We start from the raw sequence: 22,142 nt of genomic DNA, 5'->3' as shown, positions 1-22,142 counted from the left end.
GCGCGGCGCAGCTTCGGGACCGCGGCTTGCACCGGCGAACCATACGGATATCCCAGGGAGCGCATCATGAGCGACCACGTGTACAAGATGATCGAACTGACCGGTTCGTCGCAGCAATCGAGCGACGACGCCATCCGCAACGCGATCTCGAAGGCCGGCAAGACGCTGCACAACCTGCACTGGTTCCAGGTGACCGAAACGCGCGGCCACATCGAAGGCGACCAGGTCGTTCACTGGCAGGTCACGCTGAAGGTCGGCATGCGCATCGACGACTGACGCAACCGCTGCATCACACGCCGCGCCGCGATCCGGGGTCGCACTACACGCGCCTCCGCGCGGCGCCGCGCGCCCGCTTGCAACCCCGTTCGGGCCCCTTGTCGGGACCCGGCCGGCGGGTGCCTGCGGGTATCCATCTCTTGACGCTGACTTTCGTTCATATTAAAAACGATATACCCACAGTACCCCTCGATCAGCCTGGACATATAACCCGGAGAAATCATGAGTCAGCAACGCGAGGCGATCGACACGTACCTCTTGCGCGTCTTGCACACCTTGTTGATGGAGCGCAGCGTCACGCGCGCGGCCGTCAAACTGAACCAGTCGCAACCGGCGATCAGCGCCGCGCTGCGGCGCCTGCGCGACATCACCGGCGATCCGCTGCTGGTGCGCGGCAAATCCGGCATGGTGCCGACCGAATACGGGCTGCGTCTGCTCGAGCCCGTGCAGAACGCACTGCGTGAAATCGAGCGCATCAAGTTCCAGCAGCACAACTTCGACCCGGCCACGTCGATCCGCTGCTACCGGATCGGCTGCCCCGACTACCTGAACGTGCTGTTCGTGCCGACCGTCGTCGAGCGCTTCCGCCTGGCCGCGCCGAACGCGACGCTCGAGTTTCACTCGCTCGGCCCCGCGTTCGACTACGAACTCGCGCTGGAAGACGGCAAGCTCGACATCGTCGTCGGCAACTGGCCCGAACCGCCCGAGCAACTGCACCTGTCGAACCTGTTCGTCGACGAGATCGTCTGCCTGATGAGCAACACGCACCCGTTCGCGAAGCGCGGCGGGCTCACGCTCGACCAGTACCTGAACGCGCCGCATCTCGCGCCGACGCCGTACTCGGTCGGCCAGCGCGGCGCGATCGACGTGCATCTCGCGCGCGAACGGCTCAAGCGCCACGTGGTCGTCACGCTGCCGTACTTCAACCTCGCGCCGTACGTGCTCGTGAAGTCCGACCTGATCTTCACGACCACGCGCCTGTTCGCCGATCATTACGCGAAGTTCCTGCCTCTGTCGGTCGTGCCGGCGCCGCTCGACTTCCCGCCGATGCAGTACTACCAGCTGTGGCACGAGCGCTGCCACTACTCCGACGAAGTGCGCTGGTTGCGCAGCCTCGTCGCCGAAGCCACCCGCACGCTGATCGAGGCGTAACGGCACACTCCGCCCGCGCCGTCGCGGCGCGGTGACGGCTAGCGGCTGGCGGCACGCCCGGCAAGGCGGCCGCCGTATCGCTTCAGGCTTCGTTCAGCGCGATGCGTCGACCAGCGCATGCGCGAGCGCGTTATGGCGCTCGATGACCGGCGGCAGATCGAGCGTCGCCAGCCGCCCTTCCCGCACCACCACCTTCCCGTTCACCACCGTGTACGCCGTCTGCGACGGCGCGCAGAACACCAGCGCCGCGACCGGATCGTGCAGCGCGCCCGCGAACAGCGGTTGACGCAGGTCGAACGCGGCGAAGTCCGCGGCCATGCCGGGCTTCAGCGCGCCGATATCGTCGCGGTTCAGCACCTTCGCGCCGCCGAGCGTCGCGATCTCGAGCGCTTCGCGCGCGGTCATCGCATCGGGCCCGAAACCGACCCGCTGCAGCAGCAGCGCCTGCCGCACTTCAGCGACCATCTGCGCGCCGTCGTTCGACGCGGAGCCGTCGACGCCGAGGCCGACCGGCACACCCGCGAGACGCATCTTCTTCACCGGCGCGATACCCGATGCGAGCCGCATGTTCGAGCACGGACAGTGCGCGACGCCGGTGCCGGTGCGCGCGAACAGGCCGATGCCCGCATCGTCGAGCTGCACGCAGTGCGCATGCCATACGTCGTGGCCGACCCAGCCGAGATCTTCCGCATATTCGGCGGGCGTCATCCCGAACTTCTCGCGGCTGTACTCGATGTCGTTGACGTTCTCCGCCAGGTGCGTGTGCAGCGACACGCCGTACTCGCGCGCGAGCACGGCCGCGTCGCGCATCAGGTCGCGGCTCACGGAAAACGGCGAGCATGGCGCGACCACCACGCGCAGCATCGCGTAGCGGCCTTCGTCGTGATAGGTCTCGATCAGGCGCTGCGTGTCGCGCAGGATGTCGGGTTCGCGCTCGACGACCGAATCGGGCGGCAGCCCGCCGTCGCGCTGGCCGACGCTCATCGCGCCGCGGCTCGCGTGAAAGCGCATGCCGATCCGCTGCGCGGCGCCGATGCTGTCGTCGAGCCGGCTGCCGTTCGGATAGATGTACAGGTGGTCGCTCGACGTCGTGCAGCCCGACTGCAGCAGCTCGGCCATCGCGGTGAGCGTCGACACCTCGATCATCTCGGGCGTCAGGTGCGCCCAGATTCGGTACAGGTTCGTGAGCCAGCCGAACAGCTCGGCGTTCTGCGCGGCCGGCACCGCGCGCGTGAGGCTCTGGTACATGTGGTGGTGCGTGTTCACGAGCCCCGGGATCACGAGGTGGCCACGCAGGTCGAGCACTTCGTCGGCCGTGTCGGGCAGCTCGGCGGTCGGGCCGACCGCGACGATCCGGTTGTCTTCGATGTAGAGCCCCGCGTCGCGCAATTCGCGGCGCGTGTCGTCCATGGTCACGAGCACGTCGGCGTGCTTGACCAGCAGGGATTTCGGGCGGGATGGGGATGCGTTCGGCGCGCGTGCGCCGGCGTGCTGCTCGATGTTCATGCGTTCTCCGCGTCGGTCTGCCCCCAGGCGTCGATCCTGGGGACGGTCACACAGCCGTTCGAACGCTGATTCGCGGCACGCCCCGGTGCCTGCGTCCGTTCGAACGCCCTGGCCCGGTTACCCGGCATGCTCGCCGTCTTCGGGGTACGCGCGGGCCACAGACCGACGCGCACGGCGGGAGGATCGCCCAAGCACGCGCGGCGCACAATGCGCGATCCCGAATACCGCACTTCACGGTTCCGATATGGTACGCCGCGCGCGCTCGGTCCGCCCTGCCGCCGGAGGCCCGAAACGCCCGCTGAAAGCCCTGTCGGCGTGCCGTCGACAGCCGTTCATGCGCGGCGCATTATCTTTGATATCGCGCCCGTATTTGCACGGGGAACGTTTTTACAATGCCTGCACGGCGCTCGCTTCACCTCGCCGACGGGTATGTAGCCACGTGACGTGGAGCCTCGATCCGCCGCACAGTCAATGGATCGAGTCGCCGCCGAACCTCGCATTCACACAAGGACACAACGAATGGGAAAGCTCACTACCCACGTACTCGATACGGCACACGGTCGTCCCGGCGCCGCAATCAAGGTCGACCTCTACGCGCTGGACGGCGAATCGCGCCGCGCGATCAAGACCGTGCTGACCAATAGCGACGGCCGCTGCGACGAACCCCTGCTCGAAGGCGCCGCGCTCGCCGCCGGCGAATACGAACTCGTGTTCCATGCCGGCGACTACTTCGCGTCGCTCGGCGTGAAGGTGCCCGAACCCCGTTTCGTCGACCGCGTCGTGCTGCGCTTCGGCATCGCCGACACCGGCTCGCACTACCACGTGCCGCTGCTCGTGTCGCCGTGGTCGTACAGCACCTATCGCGGCAGCTGACATACGCATCGGCGCCCACATCAAAGACAAACGATCTGAGTCTGGAGGAGTTTCATGGAAGGCTTCATCACCGACTGGCTGAACCTCGCGCTGCGATGGCTGCACGTCATCGTCGCCATCGCGTGGATCGGCGAGTCGTTCTATTTCGTCGCGCTCGACAACAGCCTGAAACCGCCGACCGACCCGAACCAGCGCAAGCGCGGTGTGTTCGGCGAACTGTGGCACGTCCACGGCGGCGGCTTCTACAACATGCAGAAGTACACGGTCGCCCCGCCGGAAATGCCGGATGACCTGCACTGGTCGAAGTGGCCGTCGTACACGACCTGGCTGTCGGGCTTCTCGCTGTTCTTCGTGCTGTACCTGCTCGCACCGAACACGTACCTGATCGACAAGAGCGTGCTCGACATGGGCCCGGTCGTCGCCGTCGCATCCGCACTCGGCTTCCTCGCGGCCGGCTGGATCGTCTACGACTCGCTGTGCCGCCTCCTCGGCACCAACGACCGCGTGCTCGGCATTTGCGTCGGCCTCTACGTCGTCGTCGCAGCGTACCTCGCGTGCCACATCTTCTCGGGCCGTGCCGCCTACCTGATCGTCGGCGCGATGCTCGCGACGATCATGTCGGCGAACGTGTTCTTCGTGATCATCCCCGGCCAGCGCAAGATGGTCGACAAGATGCTCAAGGGCGAAGAGCCGAACCCGATCTACGGCAAGCGCGGCAAGCAACGCTCGGTGCACAACACGTACTTCACGCTTCCGGTCGTGTTCGCGATGCTGTCGAACCACTATGCGATGACGTACACGAACAAGTTCAACTGGGTCGTGCTCGTGCTGATCATGCTGGCCGGCGCGCTGATCCGCCAGTTCTTCGTGATGCGTCACCGCGGCAAGCAGCTGTGGTACCTGCCGATCGGCGGCGTCGCGCTGCTGTCGGGCGCACTGGTGTGGACGATGCCGAAGCCGGTTGCACCGGAGGCGCAAGCCGCGAACGCGCCGAAGATCGTGATCAACGACATCATGCCGATCCTGCAGCAGCGCTGCGTCGAGTGCCACTCGGCGAAGCCGACGCTGATGGGCAGCGCACCCGCGGGCGTGATGTTCGACACGCCGGACGAAGTGTCGAAGAACGCGCAGCGTATCTACGAACAGGCCGTGCGCCTGAAGGCGATGCCGATCGGCAACGTCACGCACATGACCGACGACGAGCGGACGAAGCTCGCCGCCTGGTTCGAGGGTGGCGCGGTCAAGTAAGCCGCCGTGCGCCGATTGCCGGCGCAATCCTCTCCGTTCGCGGGCCCGATGACGGGCCCGTTTTTTTGCGTGTCCCGAATGCGCCGCGCGCTAGCCGTGCATCGCGTCGCGCTGAAGCGCGACGAGCGCCTCGAGTGCGCGCGGACCGTCGTCGAACGGCACGAAGATGTGGTCGTGATACGCGGCCGCCATCACGTTGCAACTGATCCCGGCCGCGCCGAGCGCCCGCGCGAACGCCGCCGTGAGGCCGACGGCCGCGAGATCGGAATGCACGGTCAGCGTGATCCACGCGGCGCGGAACAGCACGGGCCAGCCGCGACGCGACGCCATCTCGTCGCCGACCACTATCGTCAGCCCTTCCGCTTCGCGGAACGTTGCAATCGTTTCGGATAACGATACGTCTGCATCGGTCGGCAGCGAGACGAACGCGAATGCGCCCGGATGCAGTTCGGGTTGCATCGTGCGCAGCAGGATCGCGAGGTCGTTTTCAGGTTGGCTCATCGGAGGAATACGTCCGGAACAGGACGTCGTGCGGTGGCGATGCGGGCACGATAGCACGCGCGATGACGGCGCCATGCACGCACCGCCGCGACTTCGTCCGCAAGCCAGCCTCGGAACGCGGGTGCGCTGCCGGCCACCTCACCCGTCGACGGACTCCGGCAGCCGCGCGATCGCCTTGATCTCGAACTGGAAGCCGTACAGCCAGGTCACGCCGACGGCGGTCAGCGTCGGGTGCGGCGCGTCGCCCCAATACTCGGGGACAATCTCCCAGATCCGCTCGAACGTCGCTTCGGGGTCGACGAGGAACACCGTCACGTCGACGACATCGTCGAACGTGCAGCCGGCCGCACGCAGCACCGCGTTCAGGTTGTCGAACGCGCGGCGGACCTGCGCGCCCAGCTCCGGCTCGGGCGAACCGTCGTCGCGGCTGCCGACCTGCCCGGACACGAACAGGAAACCGTTCGAGCGCAGCGCCGGCGAATAGCGGTTGCGCTCATACAGCGCCCGGCGACCGGGCGGGAAAACTACGCTACGCTTTGCCATCCAACACCTCCATCAGTCAGTGGGGCGAAGCCGCCCCTGCATCAACGATGAAGGCACTTTAAGGACCGTTGCCCGGCGGATAAACCGGCAACCCTGTCCAACACTGTTTGCACGCACCAAACAATTTCCGACCGACGCGGAGCCCTGACCCGATGGATCGATTCGACGCAATGCAGGCGTTCGCCCGCGTGGTGGAAGCCGGCAGCTTCACGAAGGCGGCCGAGACGCTGCACATGAGCCGCACCACCGTCACGCAACTGGTGCAGCAGCTCGAAGCGCGGCTGCGCGTGAAGCTGTTCAACCGCACGACGCGCAAGGTCGTCGTCACCGCCGACGGCGCCGCATACTACGAGCGCGTGGTGCGGCTGCTGGCCGACATGGACGATGCCGAAACGAGCCTGTCCGCAGCGTCCGCGTCGCCCCGCGGGCGGCTGCGCGTGGACGTGCCGAGCCCGTTCGCGCGCCTGATCCTGATCCCCGCGCTGCCTGCGTTCCATGCGCACTATCCGGACATCCAGCTCGACATGGGCGTGAGCGACCGCGTGGTGGACGTGATCGGCGAGAACGTCGACTGCGTCGTGCGCGGCGGCGAACCGGCCGACCGTTCGCTGGTCGCGCGTCGCGTCGGCGACCTGCGGCTCGGCGTGTACGCGTCGCCGGCCTATCTCGCGCGCGCCGGCACGCCGTCGCATCCGAACGAACTGGAAGACACGCATCACCGGATCGTCGGCTTCCTGTGGGCGCGTACCGGCAAGGCGCTGCCGTTCGCGATGGAATGCGACGGCGAGCGCGTCGACGTGCGCGGGCGCTACGTGCTCGCCGTCGACGACGGCAACGCGTACCTCGAGGCCGGCCTCGCCGGGCTGGGCATTCTGTGGCTACCCGACTACATGGCTGCCGCGCATCGCGCGCGTGGTGAACTGGTGCCGCTGTTCGACGCGTGGCAGCTCGAACCGATGCCGATGTACGTCGCGTTTCCGCCGAACCGGCACGTCAGCGCGAAGCTGCGCGTCTTCGTCGACTGGATCGCCGACCTGATGGCGCAGCATGCGCCGGTCGCGAACCGGCGTCGCGGCGGCAACGGTTCGCGCAACACGGGCAAGGCCGTGGCAACCTGAATCGCGCGAAAACGCGCGACACATAAAAAAACCCGCGCAACATGCGCGGGTTTCGACGAGCTGGCGCGGAAACGCCAGCGACTCAGGCGGTCAGCGCGGTTAGCGCCTCGTCGGTGAGCCACAGCGATTCCTGCAGATCCTGCTCGTTGAGGTTCAGGCCATCACCGCCCCGATCCACGACGATGAAGTCGCTGACGCCGCCGAGCGCGATCAGCGGGTGATGCCACACGCCCTTCGCATAGTTGACGCCCTGCCAGCCGCTCGTCACGAACGCGCGGATCTTCGCCGGATCGAGATCGCCCGCGGGCGCCACGACGACGAGATACGGCTGGTCGTTCAGCGGCACGAACGCCTGGCTGCCGAGCGGGTGCCGCTCGAGCATCTTCACTTCGAACGGCAGCGCGCGCGGCTGGCCGCGGAACAGGTTGACGAGCGTGCGGCCCTCTTCGTCGGTCACGTCGACGTTCGCGAGATCGTGAAAGCGGATCGTCGTGCCGAGGTTGATCGGGATCTGCTTCGCGCCTTCCGTTTCGATCACGTCGCCGAACGACGCGAACGCTTCCTTGGTCAGCGGTTCGATAACAAGCGTCTTCATTTGTCGAGCGTTCCCCACAGACGCAGGCGCGACACACCGCCGTCCGGAATGATGTTCAGTCGCACGTGCGTGACGGGGCCGAGCGACGCGATGTCGGCTTCGAAGTAGTGCTGCTTGTCCATCTGCAGCTTCTGTTCGCCGAGCAGAACCGGCCAGAACATCGACTGCGTGATCAGCGAGCTGTCGGTGCCGCCCGACACATAAGCGGCCTGGATCGAGCAGCGATCCGGGTAGTTGCCCTTGAAGAACGCGGTATCGACTTCGATCTTGCGGATCACGCCCGGCTGCGCGAGCGCGATGATCGCCCAGTCGTTGCCCGGTTCGCGGCGGCGACGGGTTTCCCAGCCGTCGCCCATGTTCACGCCGCGGCCCGGCAGCAGCAGGTTCGACGCGACGCCGAAATGCTGGTTGTTCGCGGCCACGACATAACCGCCGTTCTCCATCGCCGCGAGATCGAACTGCTCGGTCGCGCTCGCACCGGCCCAGTCGAGCTGCGGCTGGCCGTACACGCGCAGGCGCGCAATGCCGCCGTCCGGATAGATGTTCACGCGCAGGTGCGTGAATGCACGTGCGTCGCTCGCTTCGACGTAATGATGGCTGTTGCCCTGCAGCGTCGTCGACGGCACGATCTCGACCCACTCGGTCGCATGCGTCGGCGCGCCGTCGGCCACGAAGCCGGCCTCGATCGACGCGGCCGGCGGAAAGTTGCCGGTGAAGTGGCTCGTGTCGATGTCGAAGCCCTTGATCACGCCAGGACGCGCGAGCTTGACGATGCACCAGTCGTAGCCCGTCGTGCGCTTGCGGCGCGTCTCCCAGCCGTCCATCCACTTGCCGTGGTCGTCGTACTTGCCGGGAATGAACACGGCCGGCTCGGGGTTCAGCATCCGGTCCTTCGGCGCGAAGAAATCGTCGCTGGCTTCGAGCGCCTGCGCACCGAGACGCGGGTCGGCAAGATTCACGTAGCGCCGCGTGAATTCGGGTGCGTTGGGATCGAGAAGCGGAACAGCCATGATATTTCCTTGTTTCAGTGATGCGATCCGGCCGCCGCGACGCAGCAGGCCGTATCGCGGTGTCAGGCGTCGATCAGGTCGTCGAGGCGGAAGCGCGCGATCCGGTAGATCTGGTCGAGGCTCGCGCGCAGTTCCTCGGCGCGCGAGTGATTCACGCGCGACTCGAAGTTCGCGATGATGCCGTGCCGGTCGTAGCCGCGCACCGCGAGGATGAACGGGAAGCCGAACTTCTCGCGATACGTGCGGTTCAGCGTCAGCAGCTTGTCGAATTCTTCCTGCGTGCACTGGTCGAGGCCCGCGCCGCTCTGCTCGCGCGTCGACTCCGCCGTCAGCTCGCCGCGCACGGCGGCCTTGCCGGCCAGCTCCGGGTGAGCGTTGATCAGCGCGAGCTGGCGCAGTTCTCCGCCCGTTTCCACCGCGCCCGACATCGTCTTGTGCAGCGCGTCGATGCTCGCGAACGGCCGCTCGCCCGCGGCGACCTCGGCCACCCACGGCGAATGCTCGAAAATCCCCGACAGCGCCGCGACGAATGCGCTCGGCGCCATCGTGTTCAGTTGACTCAACGTGTAACGCATCGCCTTCATGCTTTCCCTTCGTTTCGATGATTGGGCTGATACGGATGATGTTCACGCCAGTGACGCGCGATATCGACACGGCGCGTCACCCATACGCGCTCGTGCTTCTCGATGTGATCGAGGAACCGCTGCAGCCCGCGGAATCGGCCCGGCCGGCCGAGCAGCCGGCAGTGCATGCCGATCGACAGCATCTTCGGCGCCTCGTCGCCCTCTGCGTACAGCACGTCGAACGCGTCGCGCAGATAGTCGAAGAAGTGATCGCCGGTGTTGAAGCCCTGCGGCGTCGCGAAACGCATGTCGTTCGTGTCGAGCGTGTACGGCACGATCAGTTGCGGCGACGTGCCGCCGCCCGACACGGCGACGTCCATCCAGAACGGCAGGTCGTCGCCGTAGTTGTCGGAGTCGTAAAGGAAGCCGCCGTATTCCGCGACCAGGCGGTGCGTATTGGGGCTGTCGCGGCCGGTATACCAGCCGAGCGGACGCTCGCCCGTCACACGCTCGATCGCTTCCATCCCGAGACGCATGTGCTCGGCCTCGAGTTCGGGCGTCATGCTCTGGTAGTGGATCCAGCGCCAGCCGTGGCACGCGATCTCATGGCCGAGTTCGACGAACGCGCGCGCGAGCTCCGGGTGACGCTCGATCGCCATGCCGACGCCGAATACCGTCAGCGGCAACCCGCGCTTCTCGAATTCGCGCAGGATGCGCCACACGCCGGCCCGCGAACCGTATTCGTAGATCGACTCCATGCTCATGTGGCGATCCGGATACGCGGCCGCGCCGACGATTTCCGACAGGAACTGCTCGGAGCCCGGATCGCCGTGCAGCACGCAGTTCTCGCCGCCCTCCTCGTAGTTCAGCACGAATTGCACGGCGACGCGGGCGCGCCCCGGCCAGTTCGCCTGCACGGGATGGCGGCCGTAGCCGATCAGGTCGCGAGGATAGTTGGGATCGAGTGACATGGTTCGAAGTGCGGCGAAGGTTTCGCTGAAATAATGGGTTCGCATCGACCGCGCGGATGCCGCAGGCCGGCCGCGCGGGCCGATGCGTTGACGGCCCAGTGTAGCGAAAACGTCCGGACGCGCCCATACAGCGGCGCAGATAGTGCGTGTCAGACGGTGTGTATGTGCGGTTGCGGCAAATTCGGGACGGGCTCCGCCGCATCCCCATCCGGCGGGCTGAAGCGGGCGAATGCGCCGTCGTAGCGCTTCGGCAGCGGCCGCGCGTAGTCGCCGCGCTTCGCGGTCGCGAGGCGCAGCGAAACGAGCGCCTCGGCCCACTTGACGGCCGCCGTGACGCCCTCGACCACCGGTGCCCCGATCTGCTGCTCGATCTCGTGCGCGAATTCGGCCATCCCCGCGCAGCCGAGCACGATCGCGTCCGCGCCGTCCTCGTCGAGCGCGCGCCGGCATTCGTCGACGATGATCCGTCGCGCGGCCGAGCCCGGCCGGTCGAGTTCGAGCACCGCGACGTCGGTCGCGCGCACGTTGCGGCAGAACCGCTTCATCCCGTAGCGTTCAGCCAGGTGCCACGCCATCCCGCAGGTGCGCGCGAGCGTCGTGACGACCGAGAAGCCGGGCGCGAGCACGCTCGCCGCATGCATCGCGGCCTCGGCGATGCCGATCACCGGCCCGCGCGCGAGCTCGCGCGCCGCGTAGAGGCCCGGATCGCCGAAGCACGCGATCACGTACGCGTCGCAGCCGTCGCGCTCGCCCTGCGCGATCTCGGCGAGCAGCCCGGGCGTCGCGAGCGCCTCGTCGTAATACCCTTCGATCGACGGCGGCCCCATCGACGGGCTCACCGCGACGATCTCCGTGCCCGCGGCCGCGACGTCGCGCGCGCAGCCGCCCATCGCATCGGTCATCCGCTGCGTCGTATTCGGATTGATCAGCCGGATCTTCATCGCATGCTCCTCAAGCCTTCGCGCTCACGAGCAGCCGGTAGAACACGAAGCCGAGCCCCGCGCCGATGAACCACGAGAAGTTCGCGACGCCCTGCCAGCCCGGCACCATCACGCAGGCGACCGCGATCACCGCGGCCGGCAGCAGCGCGGCGAGCGCGCGGCGGTTCACGCCGCCCGTGTACCAGTAGGTGCCGCTCTCCGACATCGTGTACAGGTCGTCGCGCACGAGCCGGCCGCGCTTGACGAGATAGAAGTCGGCGATCAGCACGCCGTACAGCGGGCCGATGAACGCGCCGAGCACGTCGAGCGTGTAATGGATCACGGCCGGGTTGTTGAACAGGTTCCACGGCGTGATGAAGATCGACGCGACGGCCGCGAGCATCCCGCCCGCGCGCCAGCTGATCAGCCGCGGCGCGACGTTCGAGAAGTCGAACGCGGGCGACACGAAGTTCGCGACGATGTTGATGCCGATCGTCGCGATCGTGAACGTCAGCGCGCCGAGGATCACCGCGGTCGGATGGTCGATGCGGCCGACCGTCTCGACGGGATCGGTGATGAGTTCGCCGAACACCGGCAGCGTCGCGGCCGTCGTGATCACCGTGACGAGCGAGAACGCGAGGAAGTTGACGGGCAGCCCCCAGAAATTGCCGCGTTTCACTTCGCCGAACGAGCGGCAGTAGCGCGAGAAATCGCCGAAGTTCAGCATCGGCCCGGAGAAGTACGACACGACCAGCGACACGGCCGTGATCATTACGGGGATCACTTCCGCGCCGTGATACTTGACGCCGCCGAGGTTGATGCCGATGTTGCGCCAGCCCGCGCGCCATACCATGTAGCCGGCGAGGATGAACATCACGACATAGACGGCCGGGCCCGCGAAGTCGATGAACTTCTTGATCGTCTCCATCCCGTTCCAGAACACGAACGCCTGCAGCACCCACAGCAGCATGAACCCGGCCCAGCCGACCGCGGACAGCCCGAGGAAGCCGTAGCGATGCACGTCCGCGTACGGCAGCCATTGCGGGAAGAACTTCAGCACGACGATCACCAGCGCGCTCGACGCGAGATAGGTCTGGATACCGTACCACGCGATCGCGATCAGCCCGCGGATCACGGCCGGCACGTTCGCGCCGAGCACGCCGAACGTCGCGCGGCACGCGACCGGATACGGCACGCCGATCTGCTGGCTCGGCCGTGCGATCAGGTTGCACAGCAGGTTCACGATGCCGATCCCGACGATCAGCGCGATCAGCACCTGCCAGCTCGTCAGCCCGAGCGCGAACAGGCTGCCCGCGAACACGTAGCCGCCGACGCTGTGCACGTCCGACATCCAGAATGCGAAGATGTTGTACGAGCCCCATGTCTGATTCTTCAGGGGTGCCAAATCTTCGTTGTACAGACGTTCACTGTAACCGCCCGGCAGCGTCGGATCGCCGCCCTCGCCGCCTTCTTCCGCCGGATAGGCGCTGTCGTGCGCCACACTGAACTGAGCCATGACTTCTCCTTGACGCGGCCGGCCGGCCGCTCCACTGTCATCGATATCGCTCCGGATCGTCGCCCGGAGTCGGACCAGCGGCCCGCGGCGAACACCGCAGGCCTGCATTGCTCTCGTTCTGTGGCGCGCGGCCGGATTCGCGTCGCCGCTCAGGCGCCGCCGAACACTTCGCGCAAATCGACCTGCCCTTGCGCGGGCCGGTCCAGCATCTTCAGTTCGACATGCTGCAGGTGGTGCGCCATCAGCGTCACCGCCCGCTTCGGGTCCCCCGCCTCCAGTGAGGCGAGGATTTCGTCGTGGTCGTCGCACGAACACGGACTGCGTCCGTGCGATTCATACAGCGCCGACATCAGCGTCGAGCGTGCGACAAGCCCTTCGAGGCACTCGCTGAGCGTCGCATTGCCCATCAGCGCGGCGAGCGCCGTATGGAATTCGCCCGACAGCCGGATCCATGCCGCGAAGTCGTGCCGCTCGAACGCCTTGCGTTCCTTGTCGATCAGCGCGGCAACGCCCTTCAGCCGCTTCGCGCCGGGCCCGGTCGCGAGCCGCTCGACCACGGCGAGCTCGATGATCCGGCGCATCTCGAACACTTCGTGCACGTCCTGCAGCGTCGGGCTCGCGACGAACGCGCCGCGGTTCGGCTCGAGGTCGACCAGCCTGTCGGTCGCGAGCTGCGCGAGCGCCTGGCGGATCGTCCCGCGCTTCACGCCGAACACGTCGCAGAGCTGCGCCTCCGTCAGCTTCGCGCCGGGCGCGAGCCGATGCTCGAGGATCGCCGTGCGAATCCGCTCGGCGATCGCTTCGGGACCGGCTGTGCCGGACAGATGGGAATCGGGCTCGTTCATGGTCTGCATCGCGTGATGGTCCTCATCCTAGAATGGACATAAAGATTGTCAACAATTCTTTTCCGGAATTTCGCACAATCGCCGTGCACGGACGCGACCCCAATCGGTGCATGATGCGCGAAATCCATGCATATCAAGCCTGAACGCCACGACAGAGGCCGTTCTTGTCGTATACCCTCCCGGTCATTTTGTTGACAAAACTGGTGCAAAACCCGGTGGCGATTCTGTCGGCGTCAGCCGAAATTTCCGACCGTTAGTTGCACATTTACATAAAGAAAAAGGCGGGAACCCCGCCTTTCGATCGACCGCGCCCGCATCAGCCGAGATGCGGATAGTCCGACAACGTGAGCCGGAAACCGTGCGCATTCGCGACCAGCTGCGCCTGCGCGCCGAACGGCAGCGTCAGCAGGTCGGGCACGTGGCCGAACTGCAGCCCCGTGACGATCGGAATGCCGACCGTCTCGCGCATCTGGTCGATCATCGCCTGCATGTCGTAGCCGTTGTCGTATTCGAACGGCCGCGCGCCGGTGAACTGGCCGAGCACGAGCGCCTGCTGGCGCGCGAGCAGCCCCGACAGATGCAGTTGATAGATCATCCGCTCGATCCGGAACGGCTGTTCGTTGACATCCTCGATGAACAGGATGCCGCCCTCGATGTCGGGCATGTAAGGCGTGCCGATGAGCGACGTGAGGATCGCGAGGTTGCCGCCCCACAGCGTGCCCGTCACGTTCACGGTCTGCACCTGCGGTGCTTCGGCGATGATCGTCGTGCTCGGCTGCGTCAGCGTCTGCCAGAAGTGCTGCATCGTGAAGTCGCTCGGCGTTTCAGCGCCGAAGTCGGCGGACAGCATCGGGCCGCCGAACGTCTTGATGCGCGCCTTCGCGTACAGCGCGAGCTGGATCGCCGTGAAATCGCTGTGGCCGACGAGCGCGACCGGCCGGTCGCGCAGCCTGCGCTCGAGCCCGCGATAGTCGAGCCCGTGCAGGATCCGCGCGGCACCATAGCCGCCGCGCACCGCGAGCGCGATGTCCGGCAGCGGCCGCTCGGGATCGGCGAGACGGTTCAGGTCGCCTGCCCGCTCGCCGTCGGTGCCGCCGAAACGCTGGAAGCGCCGCTGCGTCGCCTCGATGTTCTCGATGCGCTGCTGCGCAATGCTGAGGCGTTCGAGCGCGCGATTGATCGCGTCGGGATCGTGCGGATAACCGGACGGCGCCAGCAGGCGGATGGTGTAGGACGCGGCGGGCTGGAAGGACATGGCGAAAGGTGTCGGGTCGTCAAACCTGTTTAGAGGGTCCGAACCGTCTTCGGTTCAGGGAACCGTGCGCGCCCGCAGCGACAGGCGCGGCCGGCACGACTATGACGCGCCGGTTTCGGCGTCGCGGGCCTGCCGCGCTTCGCGCAGCGCGCGGCGGCGCTCGGCGAAGAACGACTTCAGCGCGGCGCCGCACTCGTCGGCGAGCACGCCGCCGGTCACTTCGGTATGGTGGTTGAGCTGCGGATTCGCGAACGCGTCGATCACGCTGCCGCATGCACCCGTCTTCGGATCGGCGGCGCCGTAGACGACCCGCGCGATGCGCGCGTGCATGATCGCACCCGCGCACATCAGGCAAGGCTCGAGCGTCACGTACAGCTCGCAGCCGGGCATCCGGTAATTCTGCAAATGTTGCGCGGCCATGCGCAGCGCCGCCATTTCCGCATGGGCCGACGGGTCGTGCCCGCCGATCGGATGGTTGAAGCCGCGTGCGATCACTTCGTCGCCGCGCACGAGCACCGCGCCGACCGGCACTTCACCGGCCGCGCGCGCCTCTTCCGCGGCGGCCTGCGCGAGCCGCATGAAATGCAGGTCGCGCGCCGACACGGGCGCAGCTTCGGGAACAGCAGGTTGGGTGGCGGGTTCAGCGGCCGCGTCGGCCGCCGATCGGGCTGCGTCGTGCAGCGTGTCGGACGTCACATCGGCCCCGCTTCGGCGGGCGCGTCGTCGAGCCCGCGCTCGCACAGGCGTTCCGCGATGCGACGGCAGTAGTCGCGCGGCATCACCATCGGGCCGCCGCGCAGCGATTCGAGCGCCATGTCGAGCGCCAGGATCTTCGCCTGCAGCCGGCAGCGCGCGGCGCGGTCGCTGACCGCCTGCACCTCGTCATGCAGGTTGCGCAGCGCGCGCAATTGCTCGACGGCCGGCGGCACGAAGCCCGCGTTCTTCAGGATACGGTTGGCCACCCGCACCTCCTCGGGCACGAGCAGGTCGTCATCCAGCGCCTGCGGCGCGCCGGTACCCGGCAAATCGTCGAACTCGCCCCGCGCGGCGGCGGCGGCAATACGTTGTTCGACCAGGGCGTCAAGCAATCTCATCAGTCAGTGGGAACAATGCGGCAGGCCGAATTCTAGCAGGGTGACGCGGGTATGACAGGACCTTCGAATACATGCTCGATATTGTGCTTTTAGGGGCCGAATCGTGACGCATGCGCGCCAATCGGCGCCAGTTGCCGGCCTGCTGCGCCGCAGCGAGCGAAGCGCCGTCCGGACACCGGCAAATGCAGGCGGTGTCGGGCCCTGTTTTTTATCTGCGTCGATGCGTTCCGGGCGTCGCCAATCCGGCAAAACGGACGTCGCCCCACTTCCGTTGCCGGGTCACGCGGCCACCGTTTCCGGCCGCGCTTTCGCAAACGGGCGGAACATCATCGCAATCAGGAACGCACCGAGACCGATCGCGAACGAACCGAGGTACAGCCAGCCGTAACCGCCGAACGTATCGACGATCAGGCCGCCGGCAACAGGCCCCGCGGCCATGCCAAGGCTGCCGGCCATCGCGCAGCCGCCGATCACGGTGCCCATCATCCGCAGCGGGAAGTTCTCGCGCGCGAGCACCGAATACAACGGCATCACGCCCGCATAGATAAAGCCGAACAGCGTCGCGACCGCGTAGAACCCGTCCAGCGTGCGCACGAAGTAGTAGCCGAGCGCGCCCAGCGCCTGCGCGAGCAGCCCGGCCACCAGCATGCGCTTCGCGCCGACATGATCGCCGAGGAGCCCGAATACGATCCGGCCGCCCATGCCCGCGAGCCCTTCGACGCTGTAGATCGACACCGCGACGATCAGCGGGATCCCGCACGTCACCGCGTAGCTGACCGTATGGAAAATCGGGCCCGAGTGCGTCGCACAGCAGAAGAAATTGGTCAGCAGCAGCACCATGAACTGCGGCGAGCGCAGCGCGTCCGCAACCGACATCGCCGCGGGCGCGCCGGCAGGCGCAGGCGCCGCGTGCGCACGGTCGAGCGCGGGTGCCCGGCGCACCAGCAGCGACACGGGGATCATCACGACGGCCGCCAGCGCGGCGACGAGCAGCATCGACGTGCGCCAGTCGTGCGTCGACACGAGCCACGCGGCCAGCGGCGACATCGTCATCGGCGCCATCCCCATGCCGGCCGACACGAGCGACACCGCCAGGCTCCGGTGCGTGTCGAACCAGCCCGTCACGCACGCCATCATCGGCGCGAACACCGCGGCCGTCGCGCTGCCGACGGCAAGGCCGAAGGTCAGCTGGAACGCGAGCAGCGACGGCGCGCGGCTCGCCAGCGCGAGGCTCGCCGACAGCAGCACGGCGCCCGTCACGACGACCGCGCGCGTGCCAATCCGGTCCGACAGGCTGCCCCACCCCATGCTCGCAAAGGCCATTGCGATGAAGCCGAGCGTCATCGCGCCGGAAATGCCGGTCATCGACCAGCCCGTGTCGCGCGCAATCGCGCGCAGGAACACCGGCAGCGAAAACATCGCGCCGATCGCGATGCAGCCCATCAGGCCGCCCGCGGCGACGATCACCCAGCGGTATCGGGAATCCGGCATTTGGCGTCTCCTCGTTCGTTTCGGCAATCCTCGGGAACCGCGCGGCGGCCTGCCCGGCTGTCGCATCGACGCTGTCGCGAGCCCGGTCGACATGGATACGACGAGCGACGCATCGGGAAATCGACATGTACGGCGCACACGCCGGCGAATTTTTCGATTGTCGGTCAATCCGCTCGGCTGGCGACGGGTGGATCGGTCGGAGACCGGACACCGGATCGCCCCTCCGGCCCGCCGCCTGCCGCCCCGCTTTTCCGGATTCGGAAAATCGAAATCAGAAATGGTTGGTTCGGACGCGCGATCGCGCTGGCTACACTCGGACCATCTTGTCATAACAAGTTGACCGATGACCCCACCCAACGTCGTGCCGCTGTCGGCGGCCCCGCTCTACGTGCAGATCAAGGACACGCTGCGCACGCGCATTCTCGACGGCACCTATGCGCCGCACAGCCGGATGCCGTCCGAGCACGAACTCTGCGCGATGTTCGACGTCAGTCGCATCACGGTGCGCCAGGCGCTCGGCGACCTGCAAAAGGAAGGCCTGCTGTTCAAGCTGCACGGCAAGGGCACGTTCGTGTCGAAGCCGAAGGCGTTCCAGAACGTGACGTCGCTGCAGGGCTTCGCCGAGGCGATGTCGTCGATGGGCTACGAGATCGTCAACCAGTTGCGCAGCTTTCGCACCGTGAAGGCCGATCGCCATCTCGCGACGAAGCTGCACGTGCCGGAAGGCGCGCCGCTCGTCGAGATCCACCGCGTGCGGCTGCTGAACCGCGAGCCCGTGTCGCTCGAACAGACCTGGGTGCCCGAAGCGCTAGGCAAGCGCCTTGCGGGCGCCGATCTCGCGGCCCGAGACATCTTCCTGATCCTGGAAAACGACTGCGGCATCCCGCTCGGTCATGCCGACGTGTCGATCGACGCGATCCTCGCCGACGACGAGATCGTCGACGCGCTGCGCGTCGAGGAAAGCAGCCCCGTGCTGCGCATCGAGCGCCTCACGCACGACGCGTCGGGCGCGCCGATCGACTACGAATACCTCTACTTCCGCGGCGACGCCTTCCAGTACCGGTTGCGCATCGACCGGCAGAAGGCGCGCAAACCTGCAAGGAACCCGCGATGAATACCCATGTGCACGAATACGACGTCGTCGTGGTCGGCGGCGGCACGGCCGGCCCGATGGCGGCGATCAAGGCGAAGGAGCGCGACCCGTCCCTGCGCGTGCTGCTGCTGGAAAAGGCCAACGTGAAGCGCAGCGGCGCGATCTCGATGGGGATGGACGGCCTGAACAACGCGGTGATCCCCGGGCATGCGACGCCCGAGCAGTACACACGCGAGATCACGATCGCCAACGACGGCATCGTCGACCAGGAAGCCGTGCACGCGTATGCGACGCACAGCTTCGCGACGATCGAGCAGCTCGACCGCTGGGGCGTGAAGTTCGAGAAGGACGGCACCGGCGACTATGCGGTGAAGAAGGTCCATCACATGGGCTCGTACGTGCTGCCGATGCCGGAAGGACACGACATCAAGAAGGTGTTGTACCGGCAACTGAAGCGCGCACGCATCGCGATCACGAACCGGATCGTCGCGACGCGCGTGCTGACCGACGCGCACGGCCGCGCGAGCGGCGTGCTCGGCTTCGACTGCCGCACCGCCGAGTTTCACGTGATCCGCGCGAAGGCCGTGATTCTCTGCTGCGGCGCGGCCGGCCGCCTCGGGCTGCCGGCGTCGGGCTACCTGATGGGCACGTACGAGAACCCGACCAACGCGGGTGACGGCTACGCGATGGCCTATCACGCGGGCGCCGCACTCGCGAATCTCGAATGCTTCCAGATCAATCCGCTGATCAAGGACTACAACGGTCCTGCGTGCGCGTACGTGACAGGCCCGCTCGGCGGCTTCACCGCGAACGGCCGGGGCGAGCGCTTCATCGAGTGCGACTACTGGAGCGGCCAGATGATGTGGGAGTTCTACCAGGAACTGCAAAGCGGCAACGGCCCCGTGTTCCTGAAGCTCGACCATCTCGCGGAAGAAACGATCCGGACCATCGAGCAGATCCTGCATACGAACGAGCGGCCGAGCCGCGGCCGCTTCCATGCGGGGCGCGGGACCGACTACCGCAGCCAGATGGTCGAGATGCACATCTCCGAGATCGGCTTCTGCAGCGGCCACAGTGCGTCGGGCGTCTACGTGAACGCACGCGCGGAGACGACCGTGCCCGGGCTCTACGCCGCCGGCGACATGGCCGCCGTCCCGCACAACTACATGCTCGGCGCTTTCACGTACGGCTGGTTCGCCGGGCAGAACGCGGCCGACTACGTCGCCGGCCGCGACCATGCACCGGTGGACGATGAACAGGTCGATGCCGAGCGCGCCCGCGTGCTCGCCCCGCTGTTCCGCGAGCGTGGCCTGGCGCCCGCTCAGGTCGAATACAAGCTGCGCCGCATGGTGAACGATTACCTGCAACCGCCGAAGGTGACGCGCAAGATGGAAATCGGGCTGCAACGTTTTGACGAAATTACCCAGGATATCGAAGATATAAAGGCGAGCCATCCTCACGAACTGATGCGCGCGGCCGAAGTACGGGCGATCCGCGACTGCGCGGAAATGGCCGCGCGCGCGTCGCTGTTCCGCACCGAGAGCCGCTGGGGGCTGTACCACCATCGCGTCGACTATCCGCACCGCAACGACGCCGAATGGTTCTGCCATACGTGGCTGCGCAAAGACGCCGACGGCGCGATGCACAGCGAGAAACGGCCGGTCGAACCGTACATCGTGCCGCTGGCCGACGACGAACGCGGCGCCTACGCGCATCTGCGCATCCGCGAACCCGCCGCGCTCGCGGCCGCACTTTGAGGAGCCTTACCGTGCCCCATACCCCGCACGACATCTTCCAGCGCAGCAGCGCGCCCGTCACGATCGACGACGCACTGTGCATCGCCGACAAGGGCTGCACCGTCTGCGTCGACGTGTGCCCGCTCGACCTGCTCGCGATCGACGTGACCAAGGGCAAGGCCTACATGCAGTTCGACGAATGCTGGTACTGCATGCCCTGCGAGCGCGATTGCCCGACCGGCGCGGTCAAGGTCGACATCCCTTACCTGCTGCGCTGACCGGGCGCGCGGCCGATCGTCGTCGTGCCGCCCGCGCGGGCCGTGCATCGACGACGTGACGGCCGGGCCGGCGTTCGCCAGGTTCGCGTCGCCCATGCACCGCGCTCCGTGAGCAGCCGCCCTTTCATCGAACCGACCTTTTTCCCATGACCGCTTTCTCTTCCACCTCCTTGCTGCCCGGCACGCACGATCCGGATCGTGTCGCGCTCGTCGCCCGCCTCGCTGCGCCCGACGCATCCGTGCGCCGCATCGCGCTGCTCAAGCTCGCAGATCTCGAGGAATTCGCTCTCGTACCCGCGTTCGTCGCGGCGCTGCGCGACGACCCGTCGGCCGACGTGCGCAGCGAGGCGGCCCGCGTCCTCGGCGAATGGGAACAGCCCGACGTCGTCGACGCGCTGTGCCGCGCGTTGCTCGATCCGGACGACGGTGTACGCGCCACCGCTGCGCAGAGCCTGTCCGAACTTAAGGACGCGGCATCGGGTGCCGTGCTGTGCGGCTGGGCCGACCGGCCCGAGCCGTTCGTGCGCAGCGCCGTGCTGCGCGGACTGCGCGAGTTGCGCGATCCCGATTCGTTCGCGCCTGCGTTGCGCGCGCTCGACGCCGACGCCACTTTCGTGCGCGCCGAGGCGGTCGCCGTGCTCGGCTGGCTCAAGGATTCGCGCGCACTGCCGCCGCTCGCACGCATCGCGACGGCCGACGCCGATGCCGACGTGCGGCGCGCTGCGGTCGGTGCGATCGGGTTCGCGACACCCGGCGACACGGCCGTCGTCACCGCATTGCTCGCGGCACTGCGCGACGCTGCATGGCAGGTCCGCGAGGAAGCGGCCGCAACACTCGGCAAGCTGCGCGTTGTGGACGGTCGCGCACCGCTCGTTGCCGCGCTCGACGACGATTATTGGCAAGTGCGCTTGCGTGCCGTGCGTGCGCTCGGGCAGCTGCGCGATGCTGCCTCGGCGCCGGCCGTCGTTGCGCTGCTATCGCATGCGATCAGCAATCTGCGCAAGGAAGCCGCGCTTGCGCTCGGCGAATTGCGCGCCCCCGCGACGCTGCCCGCGCTGCACGACGCACTGGAGGATCGCGACCCCGAGGTGCGCAAAGCGGTGCGGATCGCGATCGGACAGATCGAGCAACTCGGGGAAAGGTAATGACGCCGCCGACCGAGATCGCGCTCGATCATGCGGCCCGTGCATTGACGCTGCGCTGGCCAGGCGGCGACATGCAGCGCATCGGCTACGCACGATTGCGCAGCGCCTGCCCATGCGCCGCATGCCGAAAGATCCGGCTCGACGGACACGTTGTCGACGCGAAGCCGGACTTGACGCTGGACGGCGTGGAACCGGCCGGTTACGGCATCCGCCCGCTGTTCGCCGACGGTCATGCGCGCGGCATCTACCCGTGGCCGTATCTGATGGCACTCGGCAAGCGCGAGACGGATGCGGACATCGCGGCGCATTGCGTGCGTACATCCGGCGATCCAGCAGGCTGACCATCGACGGGCCACCGTTGCATCGGGCACACGGCACCCCGACGCGCGCCGCCGGCGTGTACCCAAGAACGC

24 protein-coding genes are annotated in these 22,142 nt (G+C 67.1%); 10 read left to right on the top strand and 14 right to left on the bottom strand.

Translation table 11 applies throughout. The features are described 5' to 3' along the window. Positions 1-66 precede the first annotated feature (66 nt). Together OEJ37_RS23225 and OEJ37_RS23220 are read left to right on the top strand one after the other, a co-directional pair. On the top strand, positions 67-276 hold the full coding sequence (locus OEJ37_RS23225) for a dodecin (RefSeq protein WP_021160372.1): 210 nt from the start codon (positions 67-69) through the stop codon (positions 274-276). A 222-nt stretch (positions 277-498) separates the two neighbouring features. Then, positions 499-1,428 carry a LysR substrate-binding domain-containing protein gene (locus OEJ37_RS23220; protein WP_006478550.1) on the top strand — a complete coding sequence of 310 codons (930 nt, stop codon included), beginning with the start codon at positions 499-501 and terminating at the stop codon, positions 1,426-1,428. Between the two features lie 93 nt (positions 1,429-1,521). Here the strand turns inward: OEJ37_RS23220 and OEJ37_RS23215 are convergent, their stop codons facing one another. After that, positions 1,522-2,934 (bottom strand): 8-oxoguanine deaminase, encoded by a 1,413-nt coding sequence (locus tag OEJ37_RS23215; protein ID WP_263345949.1) that lies wholly within the window; start codon positions 2,932-2,934, stop codon positions 1,522-1,524. A gap of 519 nt (positions 2,935-3,453) precedes the next feature. Here OEJ37_RS23215 and uraH point away from each other — a divergent pair. Both uraH and OEJ37_RS23205 read left to right on the top strand, forming a co-directional pair. Then, complete coding sequence (uraH, locus tag OEJ37_RS23210; protein WP_011352401.1) at positions 3,454-3,807, top strand: hydroxyisourate hydrolase; 354 nt, start codon at positions 3,454-3,456, stop codon at positions 3,805-3,807. A 54-nt stretch (positions 3,808-3,861) separates the two neighbouring features. After that, positions 3,862-5,055: a urate hydroxylase PuuD gene (locus OEJ37_RS23205; protein ID WP_263345945.1), complete on the top strand. Its 1,194-nt coding sequence runs from the start codon at positions 3,862-3,864 to the stop codon at positions 5,053-5,055. 90 nt (positions 5,056-5,145) lie between these two features. Here the strand turns inward: OEJ37_RS23205 and OEJ37_RS23200 are convergent, their stop codons facing one another. Beyond that, positions 5,146-5,556, bottom strand: coding sequence for an ACT domain-containing protein (locus tag OEJ37_RS23200; protein ID WP_174420191.1), 411 nt, complete (start codon positions 5,554-5,556; stop codon positions 5,146-5,148). A gap of 138 nt (positions 5,557-5,694) precedes the next feature. Beyond that, entirely contained in the window at positions 5,695-6,099 is a 405-nt protein-coding gene (locus tag OEJ37_RS23195; RefSeq protein ID WP_174420192.1) for a RidA family protein, read from the bottom strand. 152 nt (positions 6,100-6,251) lie between these two features. Here OEJ37_RS23195 and OEJ37_RS23190 point away from each other — a divergent pair, with 152 nt between their 5' ends. Beyond that, positions 6,252-7,217 (top strand): LysR family transcriptional regulator, encoded by a 966-nt coding sequence (locus OEJ37_RS23190; protein WP_174420193.1) that lies wholly within the window; start codon positions 6,252-6,254, stop codon positions 7,215-7,217. Between the two features lie 82 nt (positions 7,218-7,299). Here the strand turns inward: OEJ37_RS23190 and OEJ37_RS23185 are convergent, their stop codons facing one another. The 11 genes from OEJ37_RS23185 to OEJ37_RS23135 form a co-directional block, all read right to left on the bottom strand. After that, complete coding sequence (locus tag OEJ37_RS23185; RefSeq protein ID WP_175947482.1) at positions 7,300-7,812, bottom strand: ureidoglycolate lyase; 513 nt, start codon at positions 7,810-7,812, stop codon at positions 7,300-7,302. Beyond that, the gene (gene alc, locus OEJ37_RS23180) at positions 7,809-8,822 is read right to left on the bottom strand and encodes an allantoicase (RefSeq protein WP_263345935.1); all 1,014 of its coding nucleotides are present in this window, start codon (positions 8,820-8,822) and stop codon (positions 7,809-7,811) included. The genes OEJ37_RS23185 and alc overlap by 4 nt, the downstream gene beginning before the upstream one ends. A 62-nt stretch (positions 8,823-8,884) precedes the next feature. Continuing rightward, on the bottom strand, positions 8,885-9,406 hold the full coding sequence (uraD, locus tag OEJ37_RS23175) for a 2-oxo-4-hydroxy-4-carboxy-5-ureidoimidazoline decarboxylase (RefSeq protein WP_174420195.1): 522 nt from the start codon (positions 9,404-9,406) through the stop codon (positions 8,885-8,887). After that, a complete protein-coding gene (gene puuE, locus OEJ37_RS23170) occupies positions 9,403-10,356 on the bottom strand; it encodes an allantoinase PuuE (RefSeq protein WP_175920226.1) in 954 nt (317 codons plus the stop codon). Before puuE ends, uraD begins: the two co-directional genes overlap by 4 nt. Positions 10,357-10,505: 149 nt before the next feature. After that, entirely contained in the window at positions 10,506-11,297 is a 792-nt protein-coding gene (locus OEJ37_RS23165; RefSeq protein ID WP_263345931.1) for an aspartate/glutamate racemase family protein, read from the bottom strand. Positions 11,298-11,307: 10 nt separating this feature from the next. Continuing rightward, the gene (locus OEJ37_RS23160; RefSeq protein ID WP_174420198.1) at positions 11,308-12,792 is read right to left on the bottom strand and encodes an NCS1 family nucleobase:cation symporter-1; all 1,485 of its coding nucleotides are present in this window, start codon (positions 12,790-12,792) and stop codon (positions 11,308-11,310) included. 149 nt (positions 12,793-12,941) lie between these two features. Beyond that, complete coding sequence (locus OEJ37_RS23155; RefSeq protein ID WP_174420199.1) at positions 12,942-13,646, bottom strand: GntR family transcriptional regulator; 705 nt, start codon at positions 13,644-13,646, stop codon at positions 12,942-12,944. A gap of 307 nt (positions 13,647-13,953) precedes the next feature. Next, positions 13,954-14,892, bottom strand: coding sequence for a muramoyltetrapeptide carboxypeptidase (gene ldcA, locus OEJ37_RS23150; protein WP_174420200.1), 939 nt, complete (start codon positions 14,890-14,892; stop codon positions 13,954-13,956). 99 nt (positions 14,893-14,991) lie between these two features. Further along, positions 14,992-15,588 carry a tRNA adenosine(34) deaminase TadA gene (gene tadA, locus OEJ37_RS23145; protein WP_263345929.1) on the bottom strand — a complete coding sequence of 199 codons (597 nt, stop codon included), beginning with the start codon at positions 15,586-15,588 and terminating at the stop codon, positions 14,992-14,994. Continuing rightward, positions 15,585-15,986, bottom strand: coding sequence for a DnaJ family domain-containing protein (locus OEJ37_RS23140; protein ID WP_072437118.1), 402 nt, complete (start codon positions 15,984-15,986; stop codon positions 15,585-15,587). Before OEJ37_RS23140 ends, tadA begins: the two co-directional genes overlap by 4 nt. A 279-nt stretch (positions 15,987-16,265) precedes the next feature. Next, the gene (locus OEJ37_RS23135) at positions 16,266-17,477 is read right to left on the bottom strand and encodes an MFS transporter (protein ID WP_263345926.1); all 1,212 of its coding nucleotides are present in this window, start codon (positions 17,475-17,477) and stop codon (positions 16,266-16,268) included. Between the two features lie 343 nt (positions 17,478-17,820). On the opposite strand from OEJ37_RS23135, the gene OEJ37_RS23130 reads away from it, so the two are divergent. The 5 genes from OEJ37_RS23130 to OEJ37_RS23110 all read left to right on the top strand — a co-directional run bounded on the left by OEJ37_RS23130 (position 17,821) and on the right by OEJ37_RS23110 (position 22,070). Beyond that, the gene (locus OEJ37_RS23130) at positions 17,821-18,591 is read left to right on the top strand and encodes a GntR family transcriptional regulator (RefSeq protein ID WP_263345924.1); all 771 of its coding nucleotides are present in this window, start codon (positions 17,821-17,823) and stop codon (positions 18,589-18,591) included. Continuing rightward, on the top strand, positions 18,588-20,327 hold the full coding sequence (locus OEJ37_RS23125; RefSeq protein WP_263345921.1) for a fumarate reductase/succinate dehydrogenase flavoprotein subunit: 1,740 nt from the start codon (positions 18,588-18,590) through the stop codon (positions 20,325-20,327). The genes OEJ37_RS23130 and OEJ37_RS23125 overlap by 4 nt, the downstream gene beginning before the upstream one ends. 11 nt (positions 20,328-20,338) lie before the next feature. Continuing rightward, positions 20,339-20,584, top strand: coding sequence for a ferredoxin family protein (locus OEJ37_RS23120; RefSeq protein WP_175920231.1), 246 nt, complete (start codon positions 20,339-20,341; stop codon positions 20,582-20,584). A 146-nt stretch (positions 20,585-20,730) separates the two neighbouring features. Further along, a complete protein-coding gene (locus OEJ37_RS23115) occupies positions 20,731-21,729 on the top strand; it encodes a HEAT repeat domain-containing protein (RefSeq protein WP_263345919.1) in 999 nt (332 codons plus the stop codon). Beyond that, complete coding sequence (locus OEJ37_RS23110) at positions 21,729-22,070, top strand: gamma-butyrobetaine hydroxylase-like domain-containing protein (protein ID WP_263345916.1); 342 nt, start codon at positions 21,729-21,731, stop codon at positions 22,068-22,070. The genes OEJ37_RS23115 and OEJ37_RS23110 overlap by 1 nt, the downstream gene beginning before the upstream one ends. The last annotated feature ends 72 nt before the right edge of the window (positions 22,071-22,142 follow it).

It is taken from the genome of Burkholderia sp. BKH01 (assembly GCF_025685725.1).
In the GTDB taxonomy this organism is placed as follows: Bacteria; Pseudomonadota; Gammaproteobacteria; order Burkholderiales; family Burkholderiaceae; genus Burkholderia; species Burkholderia pyrrocinia_C.
Note: the sequence above shows the minus strand (reverse complement) of the source record. Positions and strands in the feature narration are given on the sequence as shown.